At 63.7% G+C, this 22,387-nt stretch carries 19 protein-coding genes and 3 tRNA genes; 15 read left to right on the forward strand and 7 right to left on the reverse strand.

What is annotated here, in order from left to right:
• The first annotated feature begins 191 nt into the window (after positions 1–191).
• Positions 192–1,079 carry a 2-hydroxy-3-oxopropionate reductase gene (locus JN302_RS22715; RefSeq protein ID WP_202329263.1) on the forward strand — a complete coding sequence of 296 codons (888 nt, stop codon included), beginning with the start codon at positions 192–194 and terminating at the stop codon, positions 1,077–1,079.
• A gap of 85 nt (positions 1,080–1,164) precedes the next feature.
• Here JN302_RS22715 and JN302_RS22720 read toward each other — a convergent pair whose 3' ends face one another.
• Positions 1,165–2,016 (reverse strand): TrmH family RNA methyltransferase, encoded by an 852-nt coding sequence (locus JN302_RS22720; protein ID WP_202305303.1) that lies wholly within the window; start codon positions 2,014–2,016, stop codon positions 1,165–1,167.
• Positions 2,017–2,216: 200 nt separating this feature from the next.
• Between JN302_RS22720 and JN302_RS22725 the strand changes: the two genes are divergently transcribed.
• Positions 2,217–2,301: transfer RNA gene (locus tag JN302_RS22725), tRNA-Tyr, on the forward strand.
• A gap of 29 nt (positions 2,302–2,330) precedes the next feature.
• Positions 2,331–2,404: transfer RNA gene (locus JN302_RS22730), tRNA-Gly, on the forward strand.
• Between the two features lie 134 nt (positions 2,405–2,538).
• On the opposite strand, the gene JN302_RS22735 is transcribed toward JN302_RS22730, so the two are convergent.
• On the reverse strand, positions 2,539–2,883 hold the full coding sequence (locus JN302_RS22735) for a hypothetical protein (protein ID WP_202329264.1): 345 nt from the start codon (positions 2,881–2,883) through the stop codon (positions 2,539–2,541).
• Positions 2,884–3,188: 305 nt separating this feature from the next.
• On the opposite strand from JN302_RS22735, the gene ilvD reads away from it, so the two are divergent.
• From ilvD to JN302_RS22755, 4 genes are all read left to right on the forward strand, one after another.
• Positions 3,189–5,024, forward strand: coding sequence for a dihydroxy-acid dehydratase (gene ilvD, locus JN302_RS22740; RefSeq protein ID WP_202329265.1), 1,836 nt, complete (start codon positions 3,189–3,191; stop codon positions 5,022–5,024).
• A gap of 324 nt (positions 5,025–5,348) precedes the next feature.
• Entirely contained in the window at positions 5,349–6,524 is a 1,176-nt protein-coding gene (gene tuf / locus JN302_RS22745) for an elongation factor Tu (RefSeq protein WP_202305309.1), read from the forward strand.
• Positions 6,525–6,726: 202 nt separating this feature from the next.
• The gene (locus JN302_RS22750; RefSeq protein ID WP_202329266.1) at positions 6,727–7,203 is read left to right on the forward strand and encodes a group II truncated hemoglobin; all 477 of its coding nucleotides are present in this window, start codon (positions 6,727–6,729) and stop codon (positions 7,201–7,203) included.
• Between the two features lie 108 nt (positions 7,204–7,311).
• Positions 7,312–7,387, forward strand: a tRNA-Trp gene (locus JN302_RS22755).
• Between the two features lie 32 nt (positions 7,388–7,419).
• On the opposite strand, the gene JN302_RS22760 is transcribed toward JN302_RS22755, so the two are convergent.
• The 5 genes from JN302_RS22760 to JN302_RS22780 form a co-directional block, all read right to left on the reverse strand.
• Positions 7,420–8,949 (reverse strand): malonate--CoA ligase, encoded by a 1,530-nt coding sequence (locus JN302_RS22760; RefSeq protein WP_202329267.1) that lies wholly within the window; start codon positions 8,947–8,949, stop codon positions 7,420–7,422.
• Complete coding sequence (locus JN302_RS22765; protein ID WP_202329268.1) at positions 8,946–10,379, reverse strand: malonyl-CoA decarboxylase; 1,434 nt, start codon at positions 10,377–10,379, stop codon at positions 8,946–8,948. Before JN302_RS22765 ends, JN302_RS22760 begins: the two co-directional genes overlap by 4 nt.
• Positions 10,376–11,692, reverse strand: a complete 1,317-nt coding sequence (locus JN302_RS22770) for a TRAP transporter large permease (protein WP_202329269.1) — start codon at positions 11,690–11,692, stop codon at positions 10,376–10,378. Before JN302_RS22770 ends, JN302_RS22765 begins: the two co-directional genes overlap by 4 nt.
• Complete coding sequence (locus tag JN302_RS22775) at positions 11,689–12,264, reverse strand: TRAP transporter small permease subunit (protein ID WP_202329270.1); 576 nt, start codon at positions 12,262–12,264, stop codon at positions 11,689–11,691. Before JN302_RS22775 ends, JN302_RS22770 begins: the two co-directional genes overlap by 4 nt.
• A 73-nt stretch (positions 12,265–12,337) precedes the next feature.
• Positions 12,338–13,303, reverse strand: coding sequence for a TRAP transporter substrate-binding protein (locus JN302_RS22780; protein WP_202314979.1), 966 nt, complete (start codon positions 13,301–13,303; stop codon positions 12,338–12,340).
• A 185-nt stretch (positions 13,304–13,488) separates the two neighbouring features.
• Between JN302_RS22780 and JN302_RS22785 the strand changes: the two genes are divergently transcribed.
• The 8 genes from JN302_RS22785 (at position 13,489) to rpoB (ending at position 22,318) form a co-directional block, all read left to right on the forward strand.
• Complete coding sequence (locus JN302_RS22785) at positions 13,489–14,151, forward strand: GntR family transcriptional regulator (protein WP_202329271.1); 663 nt, start codon at positions 13,489–13,491, stop codon at positions 14,149–14,151.
• Positions 14,152–14,558: 407 nt separating this feature from the next.
• The gene (secE, locus tag JN302_RS22790; protein ID WP_202305317.1) at positions 14,559–14,762 is read left to right on the forward strand and encodes a preprotein translocase subunit SecE; all 204 of its coding nucleotides are present in this window, start codon (positions 14,559–14,561) and stop codon (positions 14,760–14,762) included.
• A 25-nt stretch (positions 14,763–14,787) separates the two neighbouring features.
• Positions 14,788–15,315 carry a transcription termination/antitermination protein NusG gene (gene nusG / locus JN302_RS22795; RefSeq protein ID WP_202305319.1) on the forward strand — a complete coding sequence of 176 codons (528 nt, stop codon included), beginning with the start codon at positions 14,788–14,790 and terminating at the stop codon, positions 15,313–15,315.
• A 152-nt stretch (positions 15,316–15,467) separates the two neighbouring features.
• Positions 15,468–15,896 (forward strand): 50S ribosomal protein L11, encoded by a 429-nt coding sequence (rplK, locus tag JN302_RS22800; protein ID WP_202305321.1) that lies wholly within the window; start codon positions 15,468–15,470, stop codon positions 15,894–15,896.
• Between the two features lie 4 nt (positions 15,897–15,900).
• Entirely contained in the window at positions 15,901–16,599 is a 699-nt protein-coding gene (gene rplA, locus JN302_RS22805; RefSeq protein ID WP_202305323.1) for a 50S ribosomal protein L1, read from the forward strand.
• A gap of 377 nt (positions 16,600–16,976) precedes the next feature.
• A complete protein-coding gene (gene rplJ / locus JN302_RS22810) occupies positions 16,977–17,495 on the forward strand; it encodes a 50S ribosomal protein L10 (protein WP_202305325.1) in 519 nt (172 codons plus the stop codon).
• A 53-nt stretch (positions 17,496–17,548) separates the two neighbouring features.
• On the forward strand, positions 17,549–17,929 hold the full coding sequence (gene rplL / locus JN302_RS22815) for a 50S ribosomal protein L7/L12 (RefSeq protein WP_202305327.1): 381 nt from the start codon (positions 17,549–17,551) through the stop codon (positions 17,927–17,929).
• Positions 17,930–18,181: 252 nt separating this feature from the next.
• A complete protein-coding gene (gene rpoB / locus JN302_RS22820; RefSeq protein WP_202305329.1) occupies positions 18,182–22,318 on the forward strand; it encodes a DNA-directed RNA polymerase subunit beta in 4,137 nt (1,378 codons plus the stop codon).
• Positions 22,319–22,387 lie beyond the last annotated feature (69 nt).

Below are 22,387 nucleotides of genomic sequence, written 5' to 3' on the forward strand. Positions count from 1 at the left end.
CCGCAAGCGGGGAGAAGACCGCTGCCTTTGGCGGTTTCGCCAATCGTCGAGGCTGGAGAATGAGCGCTGTCGCGGCGGCAGCCGGATGAGGGGGCGGCGCCGATGGTTTGAGATTCTCGCTCGGCCGTCCATCTTTTGGGAGGAAAGCCAGGCAGGCGAGGCGTCGCAGACATTCTTGAAAGGACACGACAATGGAAACGATCGGCTTCATCGGGCTCGGCATCATGGGGGCGCCGATGGCGGGACATCTTCTCGACGCGGGCTATCCTGTCGTCGCCAGCGATCATCGCAGCCGGCCGCCGCAATGGCTGGTGGACAAGGGACTGAAGATCGTCAGCGGACATGACGCGGTCGCCCGGGCGGCCGAAATCGTCATCACGATGGTGCCCGACACGCCGCAGGTGCGCGAGGTGCTGTTCGGAGAGGGCGGTGTCGCTGCCGGCCTCGCCAGGGGCAAGCTCGTCATCGACATGAGTTCGATGTCGCCGATCGAGACGAAGGAGTTCGCGCGACAGATCAACGCGCTCGGCTGCGACTATCTCGACGCTCCGGTTTCTGGCGGCGAGGTCGGCGCCAAGGCTGCATCGCTGACGATCATGGTCGGCGGCAGCGAGGCCGCCTTCACGCGGGCGAAGCCTGTCTTCGAGAAGATGGGCAAGAACATAACGCTGGTCGGCGACAACGGGGTCGGCCAGACCACCAAGGTGGCCAACCAGATCGTCGTGGCGCTCACCATCGAGGCGGTCGCCGAGGCCTTGGTCTTCGCTTCCAAGGCGGGCGCCGATCCCGCAAAGGTACGTCAGGCGTTGATGGGCGGGCTTGCCGCTTCACGCATCCTCGAAGTGCACGGGGAGCGCATGGTCAAGCGCACCTTCGCGCCTGGCTTCCGCATCGAACTGCACCAGAAGGATCTGAACCTCGCGCTGGAAGGGGCGAGGGCGCTCGGCGTCTCGCTGCCGAACACCTCGACCACGCAGCAGCTCTTCAACTCCTGCGCCGCGAATGGCGGAGCGAAGGAGGATCACTCGGCGCTGGTGCGGGCGTTGGAGCGTATGGCTGGGCATCAGTTGGGTGAATGAGAGTATTAGCGAATAGCGAATAGCGAATAGCCAGTAGCGAATAGGGGAAGGAGAAAGGGCTTGCGCGAGAGGCAAGACCCAGTTGCTACTCGCTACTCGCTAGGAATTTCCTTGCCGCATAGAGCGCGACGGCCGCCGCATTCGACACGTTGAGCGAGCGGATGGCGCCGGGTATGTCGAGCCGCGCGAGCGCGGTCACCGTTTCGCGCGTTTTCTGACGCAGGCCCTTGCCTTCCGCGCCCAGCACCAGAGCGATGCGGCCGCCGGCGAAGGTTGCCTCCAGCTCGGCCGGCCCGTCCGAATCGAGGCCGATCGTCCGGAAGCCGGCCTCGTGGAGCTGGCCGAGCGCATCGGCGAGATTCTTCACCTCGATCAGGTCGATATGTTCGAGCGCGCCGGAAGCCGATTTCGCCAGCACGCCCGATTCATGCGGGCTGTGCCGCGACGTGGTGATCAGCGCCCCGGCGCCGAAGGCCACGGCCGAGCGCATGACGGCGCCGACATTGTGGGGATCGGTCACCTGGTCGAGCACGATGACGAGCGGCGTTTCGCCGAGCGCCGACAGCGCCTTCGGCTTCAACGGCTCCGCCTCGAGGAGGGCGCCCTGGTGCACCGCCTCGCTGCCGGTGATTCTGTCGATCGCCCTGGGTTCGACGAGCTCGCTCTCGAAGGGCAGGGCGGCGAGGTCGGCGATTCCCAACCGTTCCTGGGCGTTGCGCGTCACCAGCAGCTTGCGGATCCTGCGCCTGGGATTGTCGAGCGCTGCCCGCACTGTATGGAGGCCATAGAGCCGCACCAGCCCGTCGGCAGGATGTTCCGCGGGTGCCACCACGGGGCGCGGCCGCGGCGCACCACCGCTCTTGAAGTCGCGATGGGCGCGGCGCAGCCGGGCATAGTGTGTGTCCTTGGGCGTGCCGGTTTTGTTGTCCTTGCTCATGGCGACTTCTATAGCGGCGCTACGTGCCCTTGGATATGGCGGCTGGAACCGGCATCGTGGAAATTCCCGATTGTTTGTGCCTGGCGTGGTTGACAGCCCGGAGGCTTGTCGCCATAAGGCGCATCGCGGATTTGAGGAAGGCTTCGGCCGACACCCGAACCCCGCGAAAATGCCTCGTTGCATGGCTCCGGCGGCAGACTGGAGAGGTGCCCGAGTGGTTAAAGGGGACGGACTGTAAATCCGTTGGCTCAGCCTACGTTGGTTCGAATCCAACCCTCTCCACCACTGCCGGCCCGGAAGCCTTGGAACGCGACGCGGGTATAGCTCAATGGTAGAGCAGCAGCCTTCCAAGCTGAATATGCGGGTTCGATTCCCGCTACCCGCTCCAAGGCATCCTTTTGAAAATGTTGCTGTTCCTTAGTCGATCATAAGCGGCGTTTCAGCGCCGCTCCACCGCCTCGGCTTCCCCGCCCGTCGTCGCAGATGTTCGGGACGTCGCCGAAGGGCGAACCCCATCAGTGGTCAATCGCGGTCGTCATCGAAATCGTCATCATCGTCATCGAGGTCGTCGTAGGGGTCGACGTCTTCGGGATCCACGAACTTCAAGGGATCTACGACAGGGACCAGGAAGACGCGGGACAGGCTGGCGGTTTCGCGGCCGGCTTCCCAGGCCTCGACCTCTCCAGGAAGCGCTTCCCGCAAGTGGATTTCGGATTTTCCGTCCCAAAGCGGCTGAGCATTGCTCTGGAGCACGTACAAGTCCCCGAGGAATTCTCTGTCTGCCAGCCGCTCCTCTGCCGCCTGGCTGTTCGCGGCATCGAAGGCGAAGATCGCGCGCTGGGCGATTTCAGCCACATACACGGTCATCGTCGGCCCTTTCCTGGAACCGTGATCGGAGCGGGGATCGCGCTCCGATGGCGATGTGCATCTGTTCGCGCATCGTAGCCCGGAAGCTGCATGGACACCATATGCCAATGCGTGCCCGATGCCCTTGCCCGAGGCTGCGTTTGCGAGGCGGTATGCGGCAGGACGGCTATCCGCCCGGCGGCGCCGATATCCTTCTCTCGGGCCGATGCCTGCGCCAGGGGGGCCTTCGCCAATGCTTGCGGTCTGGACATCGACGCCGGACCGCAAGTAAATCTCGTGTCGACAAACGCTCGAGATTGGAAGACATGCCCGCTTATCGCTCACGCACCACCACGCACGGACGCAACATGGCCGGCGCGCGCGGCCTCTGGCGCGCCACCGGCATGAAGGACGCCGATTTCGGCAAGCCGATCATTGCTGTGGTCAACTCCTTCACCCAGTTCGTGCCGGGCCATGTACACCTCAAGGACCTCGGCCAGCTCGTCGCTCGCGAGATCGAGGCGGCAGGCGGCGTCGCCAAGGAGTTCAACACCATCGCCGTCGATGACGGCATCGCCATGGGCCATGACGGCATGCTCTATTCGCTGCCGTCGCGCGAGATCATCGCGGATTCGGTCGAATACATGGTCAATGCCCATTGCGCCGACGCCATGGTCTGCATCTCCAACTGCGACAAGATCACGCCCGGCATGCTGATGGCGGCGCTGAGGCTCAACATCCCGACGGTGTTCGTCTCGGGTGGTCCGATGGAGGCCGGCAAGGTGGTGCTTGCCGGCAAGACCCACGCGCTCGACCTCGTCGACGCCATGGTGGCGGCGGCCGACGATCGGGTGAACGACGAAGACGTCAAGGTGATCGAGCGTTCGGCCTGCCCGACCTGCGGATCTTGCTCCGGCATGTTCACCGCCAATTCCATGAACTGCCTGACCGAGGCGCTCGGCCTGTCGCTTCCGGGCAACGGCTCGACGCTCGCCACCCATGCCGACCGCAAGCGCCTGTTTGTCGAGGCGGGGCATCTGGTCGTCGATCTGGCCCGTCGCTACTACGAGCAGGACGACGAGAGCGCCTTGCCGCGAACGATCGCCTCGAAGGGCGCGTTCGAGAATGCCATGGCGCTCGACATCGCCATGGGCGGCTCGACCAACACCGTGCTCCACATACTGGCGGCCGCGCATGAGGCGGAGCTGGATTTCACCATGGCCGACATCGACCGGCTATCGCGCAAGGTGCCTGTGCTGTGCAAGGTCGCACCGGCCAAGTCCGACGTGCACATGGAGGATGTGCATCGCGCAGGCGGCATCTACGCCATCCTCGGCGAACTCGACCGCGCCGGCCTTCTCAATCGCGACTTGCCGACCGTCCATTCCGAGTCGATCGGCAAGGCGATCGAGCATTGGGACATCGCGCAGACCAAGAGCCAGAAGGTCCGCGACTTCTTCCTGGCCGCGCCCGGGGGTGTGCCGACGCAGGTTGCCTTCAGCCAGGAGCGGCGCTGGGACGATCTCGATCTCGACCGCGAGGCCGGTGTCATCCGCAACGCCGAGCATCCTTTTTCGCGCGACGGCGGGCTGGCCGTGCTCAAGGGTAATCTGGCCATCGACGGCTGCATCGTGAAGACGGCCGGCGTCGACGAGAGCATTCTCAAATTTTCCGGTCCGGCGCGGGTCTTCGAGAGCCAGGACGCGACGGTGAAGGCGATCCTGTCGAACAAGATCAATCCGGGCGACGTGGTGGTGATCCGCTACGAGGGACCACGTGGTGGGCCCGGCATGCAGGAAATGCTCTATCCGACGAGCTATCTGAAATCGAAGGGCCTCGGCAAGGCCTGCGCGCTCATCACCGACGGGCGCTTCTCGGGCGGAACGTCGGGCCTGTCCATCGGCCATGTCTCACCCGAGGCGGCCGAGGGCGGCGTCATCGGGCTCGTCCGCGAGGGCGACCTCATCGAGATCGACATCCCGAACCGGACGGTCAATCTCGCGGTCGCCGATGACGAGATCGCGCGCCGTCGCGCGGCCCAGGATCCGGCCGGATGGAAGCCCGCGGAAAAGCGGGAGCGCCGGGTGACGACCGCGCTCAAGGCCTATGCGGCCTTCGCCACCAGCGCGGCGAAAGGCGCTGTGCGCCAGTTGCCGGAATAACGGGAATGGAAGGTAGCGGGCACCGAACACGCGGCGCCCGCCTGGCTCGTCAGCCAGGTTTCGGCTTTCCCGTTTCCGGACCACGCGTTTCGGTCCGGGAGCGGTCGTTCTTCATGAGCGACCGACAGGAGCAGATCAGGGGTGGTGGAGGCCCTTGCCCCGGAACGCGGGATGCCTACATCGGTTCCATATTCCATCCCGGTCGACGGTTCGGTCCCGACGGTCGGGCGCCGTCGCCAAAAGATGCTTGTGTTTTTCGGCCTTTGTCGCTAATCGCCCGCACTCAGGACCGAACTGAAGCCCAAGCCGCCCAAGGAAGAGACTATGGCCAAAGGTAAATTCGAGCGTACGAAGCCTCATGTGAACATTGGAACGATCGGTCACGTCGACCACGGGAAGACGTCGCTGACGGCTGCGATCACGAAGTTCTTCGGCGAGTACAAGCCGTACGACCAGATCGACGCTGCGCCCGAGGAGAAGGCGCGCGGCATCACGATCTCGACGGCGCATGTCGAGTACGAGACGCCGAACCGGCACTACGCGCATGTCGACTGCCCCGGCCACGCCGACTATGTGAAGAACATGATCACGGGTGCGGCGCAGATGGACGGCGCGATCCTGGTGGTTTCGGCCGCCGACGGCCCGATGCCGCAGACGCGCGAGCACATCCTGCTGGCCCGCCAGGTCGGCGTTCCCTCGATCGTGGTGTTCCTGAACAAGGTCGACCAGGTCGACGACGCCGAGCTGCTCGAGCTGGTCGAGCTCGAGGTTCGCGAGCTGTTGTCGAAGAACGAGTTCCCCGGCGACGACATTCCGATCGTGAAGGGCTCCGCGCTTGCCGCGCTGGAGGACTCCAACAAGGAGATCGGCGAGGACGCGATCCGCAAGCTGATGGAAGAGGTCGACCGCTACATCCCGACGCCGAACCGTCCGATCGACCAGCCGTTCCTGATGCCGATCGAGGACGTGTTCTCGATCTCGGGCCGCGGCACGGTGGTGACGGGGCGCGTCGAGCGCGGCATCATCAAGGTCGGCGAGACGGTCGAGATCGTCGGCATCCGTCCGACGACGTCGACGACGGTGACCGGCGTGGAGATGTTCCGCAAGCTGCTCGACCAGGGCCAGGCGGGCGACAACATCGGCGCGCTGCTGCGCGGCGTCGACCGTGAGGGTGTGGAGCGCGGCCAGATCCTGTGCAAGCCGGGTTCGGTGACGCCGCACACGAAGTTCAAGGCCGAGGCCTACATCCTGACGAAGGAAGAGGGCGGCCGTCATACGCCGTTCTTCACCAACTACCGTCCGCAGTTCTATTTCCGCACGACGGATGTGACCGGCATCGTGAAGCTTCCGGAAGGCACCGAGATGGTGATGCCGGGCGACAACATCACGGTCGACGTCGAGCTGATCGTGCCGATCGCCATGGAAGAGAAGCTGCGCTTCGCCATCCGCGAAGGCGGCCGCACCGTCGGCGCTGGTATCGTGGTGTCGATCACCGAGTGATCGAAATCAGGCAGGAATGACGACATAGGGCGGCTTCGGCCGCCCTATGCTTTTGGGCAGTCTTCCAAACCGCCGCGGCGACTGCCACATGGACGCGGGCCTGGGCAGGCCAGCGTGGATTCGCTCACGCCTCACCAGCCCAGACTTGCCGCTGGTTTTCGTCCGAGAACCAAGGCTTCGAACCGGCCAGGAGGAGGAACGGATGCCCGACGACGTCCCCACGCTTTACCAATGGGCTGGCGGTGGCGAGGCGCTGGGGCGCCTGACGCGAACCTTTTACGACAAGGTGCTCGCGGACGAACTGCTTGAACCGGTGTTCCGCAATATGTCGCCGGATCATCCCGGGCATGTCGCCGCCTTCATCGGCGAAGTGTTCGGCGGACCCAGGACCTATAGCGGGAGCCTCGGCGGCCATCGCGCCATGGTCATGCACCACCTCGACCGGCATCTCACCGAACCGCAGCGGCGGCGCTGGGTCGAGCTGCTGGTCGATGCCGCCGACCATGTCGGCTTGCCCGACGACCCGGAATTCCGCTCGGCCTTCATGGCCTATGTGGAATGGGGGACACGGCTGGCCAGGATAAACTCCGAGTTCGGGCCCGATCACCAACCCGCCGAAGAACCCATGCCGCAATGGGGCTGGGGCGTTCCCGGCGGACCCTACCAGCCGCAGGAATAGAAAATCGGGGTGCCATGCGGTTTGTTTTGCACAAGCTGACGAAGCGCTCTTTACAGGACGCGCGGAAGCCCTTAGGAAGCGGCCCTGCCGTGCTTCGAGCACAGCGTTAGGGGTATAGCTCAGTTGGTAGAGCGGCGGTCTCCAAAACCGCAGGTCACAGGTTCGAGCCCTGTTGCCCCTGCCACTCCAAAGCCTTTTCCCCGCGCCGGCCAGCCACTACTTCGAACGGCCGGCAAGGTCCGAATAAAGATCGGAAAACTCCTCGCGCAATCGGGCCTTCTGCACCTTGCCCATCGTATTGCGAGGCAGATCGTCGACGAAGATGACCCGCTTGGGCTGCTTGTAGCGGGCAAGGCGATCCGTCAAAGCACCGAGCACTGCCTGCTCGTTCAGGGAAACGCCGGACTCGCGTACCACCACGGCGGTCACGCCTTCACCGAAATCGGGGTGCGGCACACCGATGACGGCGCTCTCCACAACGCCCGGCACCAGGTCGATCTCCGCTTCCACTTCCTTCGGGTAGATGTTGTAGCCGCCCGATATGACGAGATCCTTTCCTCGCCCGACTATGTGGACATAACCGCGCTCGTCGATCCTGCCGAGGTCTCCGGTGATGAAGAAGCCGTCTTCACGGAACTCGGCCTTGGTCTTTTCCGGCATGCGCCAGTATCCTTTGAACACGTTCGGTCCCTTGACCTCGATCATGCCCGTCTCGCCGTCGGCGACGGGACTGCCGCTCTCGGGTTCGGTGACGCGCAGCGACACGCCCGGCAGCGGGAAGCCGACGGTTCCGGCTACCCGGTCCCCCTCATAAGGATTGGACGTGTTCATGTTGGTCTCGGTCATGCCGTACCGTTCGAGGATGGCATGGCCGGTCTTTTCCGCGAAGGTCCGGTGCGTCTCGGCGAGAAGGGGCGCGGAGCCCGACACGAACAGCCGCATTGCGGCCGCCGCTTCGCGGGTCAGCCCAGGGTGCTGGACGAGCCGGACATAGAATGTCGGCACGCCCATCATGCAGGTGGAAGTCCGCATAAGCCGCAGCGCCTCGTCCGCGTCGAACTTCGGCAGGAAGTACATGGACGCCCCTGCCAGCAGGACCACGTTAGAGGCGACGAACAGTCCATGGGTGTGAAAGATCGGCAGCGCATGGATCAGCCGATCGGCGCGGCTGAAGCGCCAGTAGTCCTTCAGCGTCCTCGCATTCGACAGAAGATTGTCGTGGGTCAGCATCGCGCCCTTGGAGCGGCCGGTGGTGCCCGACGTGTAGAGGATCGCCGCAAGGTCGTCCGGAGCGCGCGCGACGTTCGTAAAGTCCGGTTCCGCGTTGGCGGCGAGCTCGACAAGCGAACCGCCTCCGGCTTCGTCCAGCGTTTCGACGCGTGCCCCGTATCGCTGCGCGATGGGGAGGATGCCGTCGCGGGTCTTCGGCGTCATGACGACCAGCCGCGGCTCCGCGTCACCGATGAAGTAGTCGAGTTCGGCAAGCGTGTAGGCCGTGTTGAGGGGAAGGTAGACTGCGCCCGCGCGTACACAGGCGAGATAGAGCATCAGCGCCTCCGGGCTCTTTTCAACCTGCACCGCAACGCGGTCGCCCGGCTCGATGCCGAGCTTCACCAGCGTCGACGCAAGCCGGCCGGAAAAAGCGAGCATGTCGTCGTAGGTCCAGAATCGGCCGTCGACCGTCTCGATGAAAACTGCCTCCGGCGTCGCGGCGGCGCGGATCGCGTCGAACAGATGATTGCTCATTCGGTGAATTCCCTATTCCCTTTCGCTCCCGAATTGCCGCCTCGGGTGGTCGCCGTTTCCTTCTCCCATTTGGCCAGGCTGCGCGATGCCTTCGCCGGTGGTACTAGACGCCGGATCGACGGCGTGGCGACGACCTCGCCCTTGTCGGCGAAAGCCTCGTGATTGGTTTCGATGTCATCGAGTTTGTAGAGGTAGTTGACCATCAGCCCGTGCGCCTGGCTCATCGCGCGCGCGGAGCGGTCGGCAAGGAAGTTTATGCGCTCCAGGCGCGCGCCGTTGCCCAGATGGAAACGCGCCACCGGGTCGACGATGCGCCCGTCGGCCGACCTGGCCCGCAGGAAGTACCATGCGGTCGCAGTTGTCAGGATCGGCTGGAGCGCAGCCACAGCCTCTGTCTCGTCTGGCCAGTTCGGGTCGTCGAGCATGTTCAGTTGAGACCTGTCGGCGCTCGCCAGGGCGTCCGAAACCTCGGCGCGCCGTTCGCGGGCGAGCCATTGCGCAAAGCCGGGAACAGGCGACAGCGTGACGAACGTATCAAGCTTCGGCAACTCGCGGCGCAGATCCTCCACCACCTGCTTGATCAGGAAATTGCCGAATGAAATGCCGCGCAGACCCTCCTGACAGTTGGAAATCGAATAGAAGACAGCAGTCGTGGCCTCGTTGGCGCGGATGGGCGCGCGATCCTCGCGCAGCAGGTCGTCGATCCGGGCGGGTATCTCCCGCGTCAACGCCACCTCGACGAAGATCAGAGGGTCGTCGACAAGCTGCGGATGAAAGAAGGCGAAGCAGCGCCGGTCCTCCGGCGCAAGGCGGCGGCGCAATTCGTCCCAGCCGCTGATCTGATGAACCGCTTCGTAGCGGATGATCTTCTCCAGGATGTCGGCCGGCGTCGACCAGCTTATCGGCCTGAGCACAAGGAAGCCCCGATTGAACCACGACCCGAACAGATGGGCGAAGTCCGCATCAACCGCCTGCAGGTCCCGATCCTCGGACTTGAGCTTCAAGAGCACTTCCCGCATCCGTACGAGCGTGGCAATGCCGTTAGGAGCAAGGTTGAGGCGGCGGATCAACTCCTGACGGCGCGGCTCGGCGGCCTCGTGCAGCTCGAGCAGCGCAGAAGCGCTGCGGCTCGCGCGGTAGGCCTCGATCGCCTTTTCGAGACGCTCGATCCGAGGGCCGAAGCGGGTCAGCAACATGCGCATGAACTCGCGCTGGCTGTCGATGTCGAAAGCATTCCAGCGATCCAGTATGTCCTTGGCCAGCGCCATGCCGGAGGCTTCGCCCTTGCTCGAAAGCAGGGCTTCGCAACGCGTCTCCATCGTGCCGACCGCGTGCGGCCCGTTCCCCCGTTGCGTTCCGAGCGAGAGGAAGCGCCGTCCGCGATCGGTGATCGTCTGCAGCATGTCTCCGAAAAAGGAGGACGTGTTCATTGGACGGTTCCCATCATCTGGTTCGGCAGCCAGGTCGCGATTTCGGGGAAGATGCAGAGGACGGCGATGGCCAGGAACATGACGAGCACGTAGGGCAAGGCTCCCCACAGGATGTCCCTCGTCGGGACGGTCGGCGCTATCGCGTTGATGACGAAGAGGTTCAGGCCAATCGGCGGTGTGATCAGCCCGACTTCCATGTTGATGGTCAGGATGATTGCGAACCAATAGGGGTCGAATCCCGCCTGTGTGACAATCGGAAACAGCATCGGCGCGGTCATGACGATGACCGCGACCGGCGGCAGGAACATGCCCGCAACCAGGAGAAAGATGTTGACGACCAGCATCAGCACCCAGGGGTTCACATCCATGCCGGCGATGGTGCTGGCGACCGTCTGGGTGATGAAGAGCGATGACAGGGCGAAGGCGAACAGTTCGGCGGCAGCCATGATGATCATGATCATGACGCTTTCGCGCATGGCGGATCCGAATATGTTGGCGATGGGCCGGGTCCGGAACAGCCGGTAGCTCAGGATGACGACGACGAGGGTGAGCAAAGCGCCGGCGCCGGCCGCCTCGGACGGCGTGGCGATGCCGCCGTAGAGCACGTAAAGCGTGCCTGCGATGATCAGCAGGAAGGGCAGGACGCGGGGCGTCGCTTCCAGCCTTTCCCTCAGCGTGTATCGCACGGCGCGAGCATCGAATTCGTAGCCTTTGCGCTTGCAGTCTATGATCGCCCATACCATGAACATCACGGTCAGCATGATCCCCGGCACCACGCCGGCCATGAACAGCCGCCCGATGGATGTTTCGGTGGCGATGCCGTAGACGATCAGCGTGACCGACGGAGGGATGAGGATGCCGAGCGTGCCGCCGGCCGCGATCGATCCGGCGGCGACGGTCGTCGGATAGCCGCGGCGAAGCATTTCCGGGATGCCCATCTTGCCGATGGCGGCGCAGGTCGCCGGCGACGAACCGGTCATGCCGGAGAAGATCGCGCATGCGCCGATGTTCGACAGGACAAGGCCGCCTGGAATGCGGTTCAGCCAGCGGTCCAGGGAACTGTACAGATCCGATCCGGCCGGCGACGAGGCAACCGCGGCTCCCATCAGCACGAACATCGGGATCGACACATAGGCAAGGTTTGCGATGCCGGAAAACATCGTGTCGCCGAGCACATAGAAGATGGCGGTACCGCTTTGCGCGAACAGGGCGACGAAAGCCGCAAGCCCAAGCGCGAAGGCGATGGGCATGCCTGTTGCCAGCAATACGAAAAGACACGCTACGATCATGAGACCGGCAAGGGTCGGGCTCATCGCGAATGCTCCTTTGCGTGCGTGTTCGAATCCGGCTTCAAGGCCGGCGTTTCCCCGACGATCGCCGCATGAGCGTCATGCGGCCCGGCGTCGGCCCTCCCAAATGTCAGGATCTGGGCGAAATACTGCAGGCAAAGGACGGCGAATCCGACCGGCAGGGCTGCCAGAGGCACCCAGAGAGGCGGACCCCATACGCTCGAATGCTTCCAGTTGCCAACCCATGCCTCGTGGAATTGCACCCATGTGGCGACGAGCATTATGAGGCAGAAAACCAGGCCGAGAAGGCTGCCGACCAGTCTGAGGTACCATCGAGCATCATCGGCGACGAGCATCTCCACGACGTCGACGCCGACATGTCCACCCTTCATGAGCACGTAGGGCGCGCCGAGAAAAATCGCGGCCGTAGCGGAGAACACGACGAAGTCGGTCTGCCAGATTGTCGGCAGTCTGAATACGTAGCGCATGAAGATCATCTGGCAGACAACGAGCATTGCCGCGATCATCAGCAGGGTGGACAGGACAGCGAGCGCGCGGGACAGTCCGGCGATCGCCCTTACATAGGCATCGACCATTGGACGCTTCCTTGTCGGTGAAGCGGGCGGCGGCGAGGGATCTGCCGATCGGATCGTCGCCACCCGCCGTCGCTTATTCCACGGCCAGGGCCTTTTCGATCAGTTGGTCGCCGCCGGGTACGTTGGCGGCAAATTTCTTGTACGAGGACTGCTTCGCAATCTCCAACCAGGCATCGTAGTCGGCCTTCGACATTTCGACGACCTCGACATTCGCTTTCTTGTACGTGTCGACCATGATCTGGTCGCCCTTGCGGACCTCTTCGTTGAAGAAGGCCTCGGCCTTCTCGCCCGCCGCAAGGATCGCCTTCTGTTGAGCTTCGTTCAGGCCCTGGAAGACCTTCTTGGACATCAGCACCGGCTCGTACATGAACCACAGCGCGTTCTCGCCTGGCGCGGTGAGACATTTCGCCTGTTCAAAGAGGCGGTAGGAGACGAAACTCGCGGAAGAGGTGTTGGCCGCGTCAAGCACGCCGGTCTGCATGCCGGTATAGATCTCCGACGAGGGCATGGATGAGATCGATGCGCCGGCCGCTACCAGCATCTCTTCGAAGGCCGGCCCGGCGGCCCGGATGACCTGCCCCTTGACCGTCTCGGGCGCGGTGATGCAGCCCTTTTTTGAAGCGAACGCGCCCGAGAGCCAGGCATCGGAGATTACGATCGCGCCGGCATCATCGATGATCTTCTTGATATCCTGCATGAATTCGGAATCGTTGAGCCGCAAGGCCCGGTCGAAGTTCCCGACCAGTCCCGGCATGAGCGTCGCCGAGAACTCCGGATGACGTCCCGATGCATAGTCCAGCGGGAAGGACGTCAGGTCGAGCAGGCCGCGGGTCACCGCGTTCCACTGGTCATTGGGCTTGTATAGCGAAGAGCCCGGGAAGACCTGGATCTCCAGTCCGACATTGGCCGCCGCGACCTCGCGGGCGATGATCTGCACCATCTCGTCGCGGATGTCGCCCTTGCCGCCGGGAAACTGGTGGGATGCCTTGAGCACCGTTTGGGCGGAAGCCTCGGTGCCGGTGAAACTGCCGAGAAGCATCGCCGTGGAGATGCAAAGCGCTCTGATGGACTGTCGCAATTTTTCCTCCCTTTGGTTCCGGCCTCCCGCCGGCTGTTTGAATTGGAGGTGATTTTGCACGCACTGTCAACCGAATTGTATGCATCGGCGGCTGAATTGCATTTTTTGCACTTGCGGGAAATCGCGAAACGCAGCAGAATTTCTGCATGAAGATCAATCAATCGAGTCGGTTGAAGGCCCAGATCGAGGAGGAGATCGCCACCGGCGCCCTGCGGCCGGGAGAGCGTCTTGACGAGGCCTCGCTTGCCGCCCGCTTCGGTGTTTCGCGCACGCCCATACGCGAGGCGCTGCAGCAGCTTTCGATCGCCGGCCTCATCGAGCATCGCCGCCACCGCGGCGCTGTCGTTAGTGCGCCCGATCCGAAGCAGTTGCTCGAAATGTTCGAACTGATGGCGGAACTCGAGGCAATCTGCGCGCGGCTGGCGTCGCGCCGCATGCTCGTCTCGGATGAGGTGCAGTTGAAGAAGACGCTCGAATCATGCCGGCTCGCAGCCGAGTCCGGGGATACGGATGCCTATTACTACGAGAACGAGCGCTTCCATCAGGCGATATACACGGCCAGCGGCAACACCTTCGTCGCCGAGCAGGCGATGGCGCTGCACAAGCGGCTGGCGCCGTTCCGCCGCCTTCAGTTGCGTGTCCGCAACCGCATGCAGACGTCGTTCTCTGAACACAAGTCCATCGTCGAGGCGCTGACCGAGGGCGATGGAGACCTTGCGGCGTCGCGTGCCTATGCCCATGTGGCAGTGCAGGGCGAGCGCTTCGCCGACCTGATCGCGTCGATCAACCGGGCGGCAGCGCGACAGTAGGTCGACTCAGCCCCCTTGGCGGTGACCAATGAAACCGGACAATTCGTGTGCTACCTAACCCGGACAACTCGTGTGCTTACGACACCGATTGCATATCAAGCTTGCCAAAACGCGACTTTTGAGGCATAAGCACGCCATAGCCGGGAAGGGACGACTGGATGGTTCCATGCTGGCGCTTTGACAATAAAGCGGATTGTTCACACTTGCATGTGTCGGGAATCGGCTTTATGTAACCAGAACGGACACGCGGCGCGTGGAGCTGAGAGGTCAGCTTTACGCGCCCGAAATGCATGGACGGATACGGTGCGCTGATTCGCGCAGGGTTTCGTATCCATGCGGCATCTCCCGGTCGACGGGATCATCCAGAAGGCCTGCGGCGACGACGGGCCTCGACAGCAGAGCGGCACATGGCATCGAAGACCACCAACCCCTTTACCTTCCTCCAGCAGGTGAGGTCGGAGACCCAGAAGGTGACCTGGCCTTCGCGGCGCGAGACGATGATCTCGACGCTGATGGTCCTGGCCTTTGCGGTGATCGCGTCGATCTTCTTCTTCGCCGCCGATCAACTCATGGCGTTCGCGATCGAGCAGATCCTCGGCATTGCGCGATAGACCGGCGACTACGGGGAGTATCTGAATGACTGCGCGGTGGTACATCGTCCACGCCTACTCGAATTTCGAGAAGAAGGTCGCCGAGGACATCGAGAACAAGGCCAAGCAGAAAGGCCTGTCCGACCAGATCGAGCAGATCGTCGTTCCGACCGAAAAGGTCGTCGAGGTGCGTCGCGGCCGCAAGGTCGACGCCGAGCGCAAGTTCTTCCCGGGCTATGTGCTGGTGCGCGCCAACCTGTCCGACGCCGTGTTCAGCCTGATCAAGAATACGCCGAAGGTGACCGGTTTCCTGGGCGATTCCAAGCCGGTGCCGATCACCGACAAGGAAGCCGAGCGCATCCTTCACCAGGTGCAGGAGGGTGTCGAGCGGCCGAAGCCGTCGGTCACCTTCGAGATCGGCGAGCAGGTGCGCGTGTCGGACGGGCCTTTCGCCTCGTTCAATGGCTTCGTCCAGGAGGTGGACGAGGAGCGTTCGCGCCTCAAGGTGGAAGTTTCGATCTTCGGGCGTGCCGTGCCCGTCGATCTCGAATTCGGACAGGTCGAGAAGGGCTGATCCGAACGCCCGCGCCGGAACGGCGATCGGGCTTGGCGGCTTTCATGCCGCCTGAACTGGTGGGAGGGGCAGGCGGCTGTGGCCGGCCGTCCAATCCGAACCACCACACTGCAACCGCCGGTCATGCCGGCACGATATAAGGCAGACAAGAGATGGCTAAGAAGATTGCGGGCCAACTCAAGCTCCAGGTAGCCGCGGGTTCGGCGACGCCGTCGCCCCCGATCGGTCCTGCGCTTGGTCAGCGTGGCATCAACATCATGGAATTCTGCAAGGCGTTCAACGCGCAGACGCAGGAGCTGGAAAAGGGATCGCCGATTCCTGTCGTGATCACCTACTATCAGGACAAGTCGTTCACCTTCGTCATGAAGACGCCGCCGGTGAGCTACTTCCTGAAGAAGGCCGCCAACCTGAAGTCGGGCTCGAAGGAGCCGGGCAAGTCGAAGGCCGGCCAGATCAGCCGCGACAAGGTGCGAGAGATCGCCGAAGCGAAGATGAAGGACCTGAACGCGAACGACGTCGAGGCGGCCATGCGCATGGTCGAGGGTTCCGCCCGCTCGATGGGCCTGGAAGTGGTGGGCTGAGACGATGGCAAAGATTGCAAAGCGTGTAGCCAAGTCCCGCGAGGGCATCGATCCGAACAAGGCCTACAGCCTGGCTGAGGCCGTGGAGGTCCTGAAGTCGCGCGCCACCGCCAAGTTCGACGAGACATTCGAAGTCGCGATGAATCTCGGCGTCGACCCGCGTCATGCCGACCAGATGGTCCGCGGCGTGGTGAACCTGCCGAACGGCACGGGTCGTACCGTGCGCGTGGCCGTGTTCGCCAAGGGCGACAAGGCTGACGAGGCGCGTGCCGCCGGTGCCGACGTGGTTGGCGCGGAGGATCTGGTCGAGACCGTTCAGAAGGGCACGATCGAGTTCGATCGCTGCATCGCGACGCCTGACATGATGCCGCTGGTCGGTCGGCTGGGCAAGGTTCTCGGCCCGCGTGGCATGATGCCGAACCCCAAGGTCGGCACGGTGACGACCGATGTCGCCGCCGCCGTCAAGGCCTCCAAGGGCGGCGCGGTCGAGTTCCGCGTCGAGAAGGCCGGCATCGTTCATGCCGGCGTCGGCAAAGCCTCCTTCGACGCCAAGGCGATCGAAGAGAATGTGCGCGCCTTCACCGACGCGGTCACCAAGGCGAAGCCGGCAGGCGCCAAGGGCAACTACGTGAAGAAGGTGTCGCTCACCACCACGATGGGCCCGGGCCTAAGGCTCGATATATCGAGCCTCGCGGCGTCCTGAGACGCTGGTTGAGGATCAGGTCGCAAGGCCTGATCCTGCTGAAAGAATTCCGGGCCGCAAGGCCCGGATTCCGGGAGCCGAGAGGCTTCCGGATATCCTGTCCGAGATTGCAGGCGGTCCAAGGTGACCCTGGGCCTTAATTCGAATGGGCCTGCATGAGACGGGTGAAGACCCGACAAAGGAGCTAATGCTCCGATGAAAGGTTCGAACCGTGTTGGCCTTTTGTCAGCGCTCCGTCCGGGAAGCCGGTCGGTGTGGCGAAAGGGGGCAGGATCCTCGAGCGCCGTTCGGGAGATCCAGGAGTGGATGGCCCGCCCGGCAAAAGGCAACCCGATGGTCGTTTCGAGAATGAGACGGCCGTCAACTGGAGATAGGCAGTGGACAGAGCGGAAAAACGCGAACTCGTCACGGGCCTGAACGATGCGTTCAAGAGCGCTGGTTCAGTCGTCGTGGCCCACTATGCCGGTATCACCGTCGCGCAAATGAACGATCTTCGCACGAAGATGCGTCAGGCCGGCGGCACCGTCAAAGTCGCGAAGAACCGTCTCGCCAAGATCGCTCTTCAGGGCACGGAATCCGAAGGCATCATCGAGCTGTTCAAGGGACAGACGCTGATCGCCTATTCGGACGATCCGATTGCGGCTCCGAAGGTCGCTTCCGATTTCGCCAAGGGGAATGACAAGCTGGTCATTCTCGGCGGCGCGATGGGACCGACGGCTCTCGATGCCGATGGGGTGAAGGCTCTCGCCACGCTCCCGTCGCTCGACGAGCTCCGCGCCAGGTTGGTCGGCATGATCGCCACCCCGGCTACCCGGATCGCCCAGATCGTCAATGCGCCCGCGGCTTCGGTCGCGCGCGTCATCGGCGCCTATGCCCGGAAGGACGAGGCGGCATGAGGCCGTTCCTCGCTGTCACCAACACCTGTTCGAACTTTTGAAGGAAGTGAAAAATGGCTGATCTCGCCAAGATCGTAGATGACCTTTCGAGCCTGACCGTCCTCGAGGCGGCCGAGCTGTCGAAGCTCCTGGAGGAGAAGTGGGGCGTTTCGGCCGCCGCTCCGGTGGCTGTCGCCGCCGTTGCCGGTGGTGGCGCCGCCGCTGCTGCTCCGGCTGAGGAAAAGACCGAATTCGACGTCATCCTCGCCGACGCCGGCGCCCAGAAGATCAACGTCATCAAGGAAGTGCGCGCCATCACCGGCCTCGGCCTCAAGGAAGCCAAGGACCTGGTCGAAGGCGCTCCGAAGCCGGTCAAGGAAGCCGTTTCCAAGGCCGACGCCGACAAGTTCAAGGCCCAGCTGGAAGCAGCCGGCGCCAAGGTCGAGTTGAAGTAAGACATTACGGTTTCGGCGGGCGGCGAAGCCGTCCGCCGATCCCGGCACGGCGCCGGGCCCGAGAACCGGGGCGATGTTTGGGGAACCCCTTTCCTGAGGGTCGGGACGGCCTTCAGGAAACGGGTTTTCAGCCGTTTCGAACCGCCGCCGAAAGGCAGCGAGCGGATTGGAAGAAGATCGCCGCGACGGCGGTCACGAGTTGCAAGGCGTGCCTGGCGAGGCGCGCCCCAAGAAAGGCAGCAAGGAGCGACGATGGCCCAGACCCAGACTTTCAACGGTCGCAGGCGCGTACGCAAGTTCTTCGGGAAGATTCCGGAGGTTGCGGAGATGCCGAACCTTATCGAGGTTCAGAAGGCATCCTATGATCAATTCCTGATGGTCGAGGAGCCCAAGGGCGGGCGTCCCGACGAAGGCTTGCAGGCCGTTTTCAAGTCGGTGTTCCCGATCCAGGACTTTTCCGGCACCTCGATGCTGGAGTTCGTGAAGTACGAGTTCGAGGCGCCGAAGTTCGACGTCGACGAGTGCCGCCAGCGCGACCTGACCTATGCTGCCCCGCTGAAGGTGACGCTGCGCCTGATCGTGTTCGATCTGGACGAGGATACCGGCGCGAAGTCGATCAAGGACATCAAGGAGCAGGACGTCTATATGGGCGACATGCCGCTCATGACGTCGAACGGCACCTTCATCGTCAACGGCACCGAGCGCGTGATCGTATCGCAGATGCACCGCTCGCCCGGCGTCTTCTTCGACCACGACAAGGGCAAGTCGCACTCCTCGGGCAAGCTCCTGTTCGCCGCGCGGGTGATCCCCTATCGCGGCTCGTGGCTGGACATCGAGTTCGACTCCAAGGACGTCGTGCATGCCCGCATCGACCGCCGCCGCAAGATTCCGGTGACGTCGCTGCTGATGGCGCTCGGCATGGACGGCGAGGAGATCCTGTCCACCTTCTACAACAAGATCGCCTACAAGCGGTCGGGCGACCATTGGCGCATCCCCTTCAACGTCGACCGCTTCCGCGGCCTGAAGGCTGTGGGCGACCTGGTCGACGCCGACACCGGCGAGATCGTCGTCGAGGCCGGCAAGAAGATCACCGCGCGCCAGGCCAAGCAACTCGCCGAAAAGGGGCTGAAGGCGATCAAGGCGACCGACGACGATCTCTACGGCAGCTACCTGGCCGAGGACGTCGTGAACTACGCCACCGGCGAAATCTATCTCGAGGCCGGCGACGAGATCGACGAGAAGACCCTCAAGGTGCTCAACGAGGCCGGCGAGGAAGAGATCCAGATCCTCGACATCGACCACATCAATGTCGGCGGCTACATCCGCAATACACTCGCCGTCGACAAGAACGAGAGTCGCCAGGACTCGCTGTTCGACATCTACCGGGTGATGCGTCCGGGCGAGCCGCCGACGCTGGAGACTGCGGAGGCGATGTTCAACTCGCTGTTCTTCGACGCCGAGCGCTACGATCTTTCGGCCGTCGGCCGCGTCAAGATGAACATGCGTCTCGAGCTCGACGCCGCCGACACGGTGCGCGTGCTGCGCAAGGAGGACATCCTTGCCGTGGTCAAGACGCTGGTCGAGTTGCGCGACGGCAAGGGCGAGATCGACGATATCGACAATCTCGGCAACCGCCGGGTGCGCTCGGTCGGCGAGCTCATGGAGAACCAGTACCGCGTCGGCCTCTTGCGCATGGAGCGCGCGATCAAGGAACGCATGTCGTCGATCGAGATCGACACGGTCATGCCGCAGGACCTGATCAACGCCAAGCCGGCCGCGGCCGCCGTGCGCGAGTTCTTCGGCTCCTCGCAGCTCTCGCAGTTCATGGACCAGACCAACCCGCTGTCGGAGATCACCCACAAGCGGCGCCTCTCGGCGCTCGGACCGGGCGGTCTGACGCGCGAACGCGCCGGCTTCGAGGTGCGCGACGTGCATCCGACGCATTACGGCCGGATTTGCCCGATCGAGACGCCGGAAGGCCCGAACATCGGCCTGATCAATTCGCTGGCCACCTTCGCGCGCGTCAACAAATACGGCTTCATCGAGAGCCCGTATCGCAAGATCGTGGACGGCAGGCTGACCAACGAGGTCGTCTATCTCTCGGCGATGGAGGAGGCCAAGCACTTCGTGGCACAGGCCAATGCCGAGCTCGACGCCGAAGGCCGCTTCAAGGACGAGTTCGTCATCTGCCGCAACGCCGGCGAGGTGATGATGGCGCCGCGCGAGAACGTCGACCTGATGGACGTCTCGCCGAAGCAGATGGTGTCGGTCGCGGCCGCGCTGATCCCGTTCCTCGAGAACGACGACGCCAACCGCGCGCTGATGGGTTCCAACATGCAGCGTCAGGCCGTGCCGCTGGTGCGGGCCGAGGCTCCGTTCGTCGGCACCGGCATGGAGCCGGTGGTCGCCCGTGACTCCGGCGCCGCGATAGCGGCGCGCCGCGGCGGCATCGTCGACCAGGTGGACGCGACCCGTATCGTCATCCGCGCGACCGAGGATCTCGATCCCGGCAAGTCTGGTGTCGACATCTACCGGCTGATGAAGTTCCAGCGCTCGAACCAGAACACCTGCATCAACCAGCGTCCGCTGGTGAATGTGGGCGACCGGATCGAGAAGGGCGACATCATCGCCGATGGCCCGTCGACGGACCTGGGCGATCTGGCGCTCGGCCGCAACGTGCTCGTGGCCTTCATGCCGTGGAACGGCTACAACTACGAGGACTCGATCCTGCTCTCCGAGCGTATCGTCGCCGACGACGTCTTCACCTCGATCCACATCGAGGAATTCGAGGTGATGGCCCGCGACACCAAGCTCGGACCCGAGGAGATCACGCGCGACATTCCGAACGTTTCGGAAGAGGCTCTCAAGAACCTCGACGAGGCCGGCATCGTCTATATCGGCGCCGAGGTGCAGCCGGGCGACATCCTGGTCGGCAAGATCACGCCGAAGGGCGAGAGCCCGATGACGCCGGAGGAGAAGCTCCTGCGCGCCATCTTCGGCGAGAAGGCCTCCGACGTGCGCGACACCTCCATGCGCATGCCGCCCGGCACCTTCGGCACGGTCGTCGAAGTGCGCGTCTTCAACCGCCACGGCGTGGAGAAGGACGAGCGCGCCATGGCGATCGAGCGCGAGGAGATCGAGCGTCTCGCCAAGGATCGCGACGACGAGCAGGCGATCCTTGACCGCAACGTCTACAGCCGCCTGAACGACATGCTCGTCGGCAAGGAGGCGATCGCGGGGCCGAAGGGCTTCAAGAAGGGCACGACGCTTTCCAAGGAGATCCTGGACGAGTATCCGCGCTCTCAGTGGTGGCAGTTCGCCGTCGAGAACGAGAAGCTCCAGGGAGAACTCGAGGCTCTGCGCGGCCAGTACGACGACTCCAAGAAGGCGCTCGAACAGCGCTTCATGGACAAGGTCGAGAAGGTGCAGCGCGGCGACGAGATGCCGCCCGGCGTCATGAAGATGGTCAAGGTCTTCGTGGCCGTGAAGCGCAAGATGCAGCCCGGCGACAAGATGGCCGGCCGCCACGGCAACAAGGGCGTGGTGTCGCGCATCGTCCCGGTCGAGGACATGCCGTTCCTCGAGGACGGCACGCATGCCGACATCGTGCTCAACCCGCTGGGCGTTCCGAGCCGCATGAATGTCGGCCAGATCCTGGAGACGCATCTGGGCTGGGCCTGCGCCGGGATGGGCAGGAAGATCGGGCAGCTCATCGAGGCCTACAAGCAGAGCGGCGACATCAAGCCGCTGCGTGAGACCATCGAGAGCGTGATCCCGGCCAACGACCGCAACGAGCCGGTCCGCGACTACGACGACCAGAGCATCATCCGGCTCGGCGAGCAGATGAAGCGCGGCGTGTCCATCGCGACCCCGGTGTTCGATGGCGCGCACGAGGTCAACATCAACGAGATGCTCGAGCAGGCCGGCCTGCATACCAGCGGTCAGTCGACCCTCTATGACGGGCGCACCGGCGAGCCGTTCGACCGAAAGGTGACGATGGGCTACATCTACATGCTCAAGCTTCACCACCTCGTGGACGACAAGATCCACGCGCGTTCGATCGGCCCCTACAGCCTGGTCACCCAGCAGCCGCTGGGCGGCAAGGCGCAGTTCGGCGGCCAGCGCTTCGGCGAAATGGAGGTCTGGGCGCTGGAGGCTTACGGCGCTGCCTACACGCTGCAGGAGATGCTGACGGTGAAGTCGGACGACGTGGCCGGCCGCACCAAGGTCTACGAGGCGATCGTGCGCGGCGACGACACGTTCGAAGCCGGCATTCCGGAGAGCTTCAACGTTCTCGTCAAGGAGATGCGCTCGCTCGGCCTCAATGTCGAGCTCGAGAACACCAAGCTCGACGAAAGCCCGGCGCGTCTGCCCGACGCCGCCGAGTAACGGAAAGAGCGGCGCGCCACGGTCCTTGCCGGGCGCGCCGCATGTTTCCCGGCCGGCGGGCCGGATGGA

It is taken from the genome of Mesorhizobium sp. L-8-3, assembly GCF_016756615.1.
Taxonomy (GTDB): domain Bacteria; phylum Pseudomonadota; class Alphaproteobacteria; order Rhizobiales; family Rhizobiaceae.

Excerpts from the sequence above, each read along its gene's own strand:
- nusG (WP_202305319.1), top strand. The coding sequence starts at position 14,788 with ATGACTGCGCGGTGGTACATCGTCCACGCCTACTCGAATTTCGAGAAG.
- JN302_RS22715 (WP_202329263.1), top strand. The coding sequence starts at position 192 with ATGGAAACGATCGGCTTCATCGGGCTCGGCATCATGGGGGCGCCGATG.
- JN302_RS22750 (WP_202329266.1), top strand. The coding sequence starts at position 6,727 with ATGCCCGACGACGTCCCCACGCTTTACCAATGGGCTGGCGGTGGCGAG.
- tuf (WP_202305309.1), top strand. The coding sequence starts at position 5,349 with ATGGCCAAAGGTAAATTCGAGCGTACGAAGCCTCATGTGAACATTGGA.
- rpoB (WP_202305329.1), top strand. The coding sequence starts at position 18,182 with ATGGCCCAGACCCAGACTTTCAACGGTCGCAGGCGCGTACGCAAGTTC.
- JN302_RS22780 (WP_202314979.1), bottom strand. The coding sequence starts at position 13,303 with ATGCTTCTCGGCAGTTTCACCGGCACCGAGGCTTCCGCCCAAACGGTG.
- JN302_RS22765 (WP_202329268.1), bottom strand. The coding sequence starts at position 10,379 with ATGAACACGTCCTCCTTTTTCGGAGACATGCTGCAGACGATCACCGAT.
- JN302_RS22720 (WP_202305303.1), bottom strand. The coding sequence starts at position 2,016 with ATGAGCAAGGACAACAAAACCGGCACGCCCAAGGACACACACTATGCC.
- JN302_RS22775 (WP_202329270.1), bottom strand. The coding sequence starts at position 12,264 with ATGGTCGATGCCTATGTAAGGGCGATCGCCGGACTGTCCCGCGCGCTC.
- JN302_RS22735 (WP_202329264.1), bottom strand. The coding sequence starts at position 2,883 with ATGACCGTGTATGTGGCTGAAATCGCCCAGCGCGCGATCTTCGCCTTC.
- JN302_RS22785 (WP_202329271.1), top strand. The coding sequence starts at position 13,489 with ATGAAGATCAATCAATCGAGTCGGTTGAAGGCCCAGATCGAGGAGGAG.
- rplL (WP_202305327.1), top strand. The coding sequence starts at position 17,549 with ATGGCTGATCTCGCCAAGATCGTAGATGACCTTTCGAGCCTGACCGTC.
- rplK (WP_202305321.1), top strand. The coding sequence starts at position 15,468 with ATGGCTAAGAAGATTGCGGGCCAACTCAAGCTCCAGGTAGCCGCGGGT.
- rplA (WP_202305323.1), top strand. The coding sequence starts at position 15,901 with ATGGCAAAGATTGCAAAGCGTGTAGCCAAGTCCCGCGAGGGCATCGAT.
- JN302_RS22760 (WP_202329267.1), bottom strand. The coding sequence starts at position 8,949 with ATGAGCAATCATCTGTTCGACGCGATCCGCGCCGCCGCGACGCCGGAG.
- JN302_RS22770 (WP_202329269.1), bottom strand. The coding sequence starts at position 11,692 with ATGAGCCCGACCCTTGCCGGTCTCATGATCGTAGCGTGTCTTTTCGTA.
- ilvD (WP_202329265.1), top strand. The coding sequence starts at position 3,189 with ATGCCCGCTTATCGCTCACGCACCACCACGCACGGACGCAACATGGCC.
- secE (WP_202305317.1), top strand. The coding sequence starts at position 14,559 with ATGGCATCGAAGACCACCAACCCCTTTACCTTCCTCCAGCAGGTGAGG.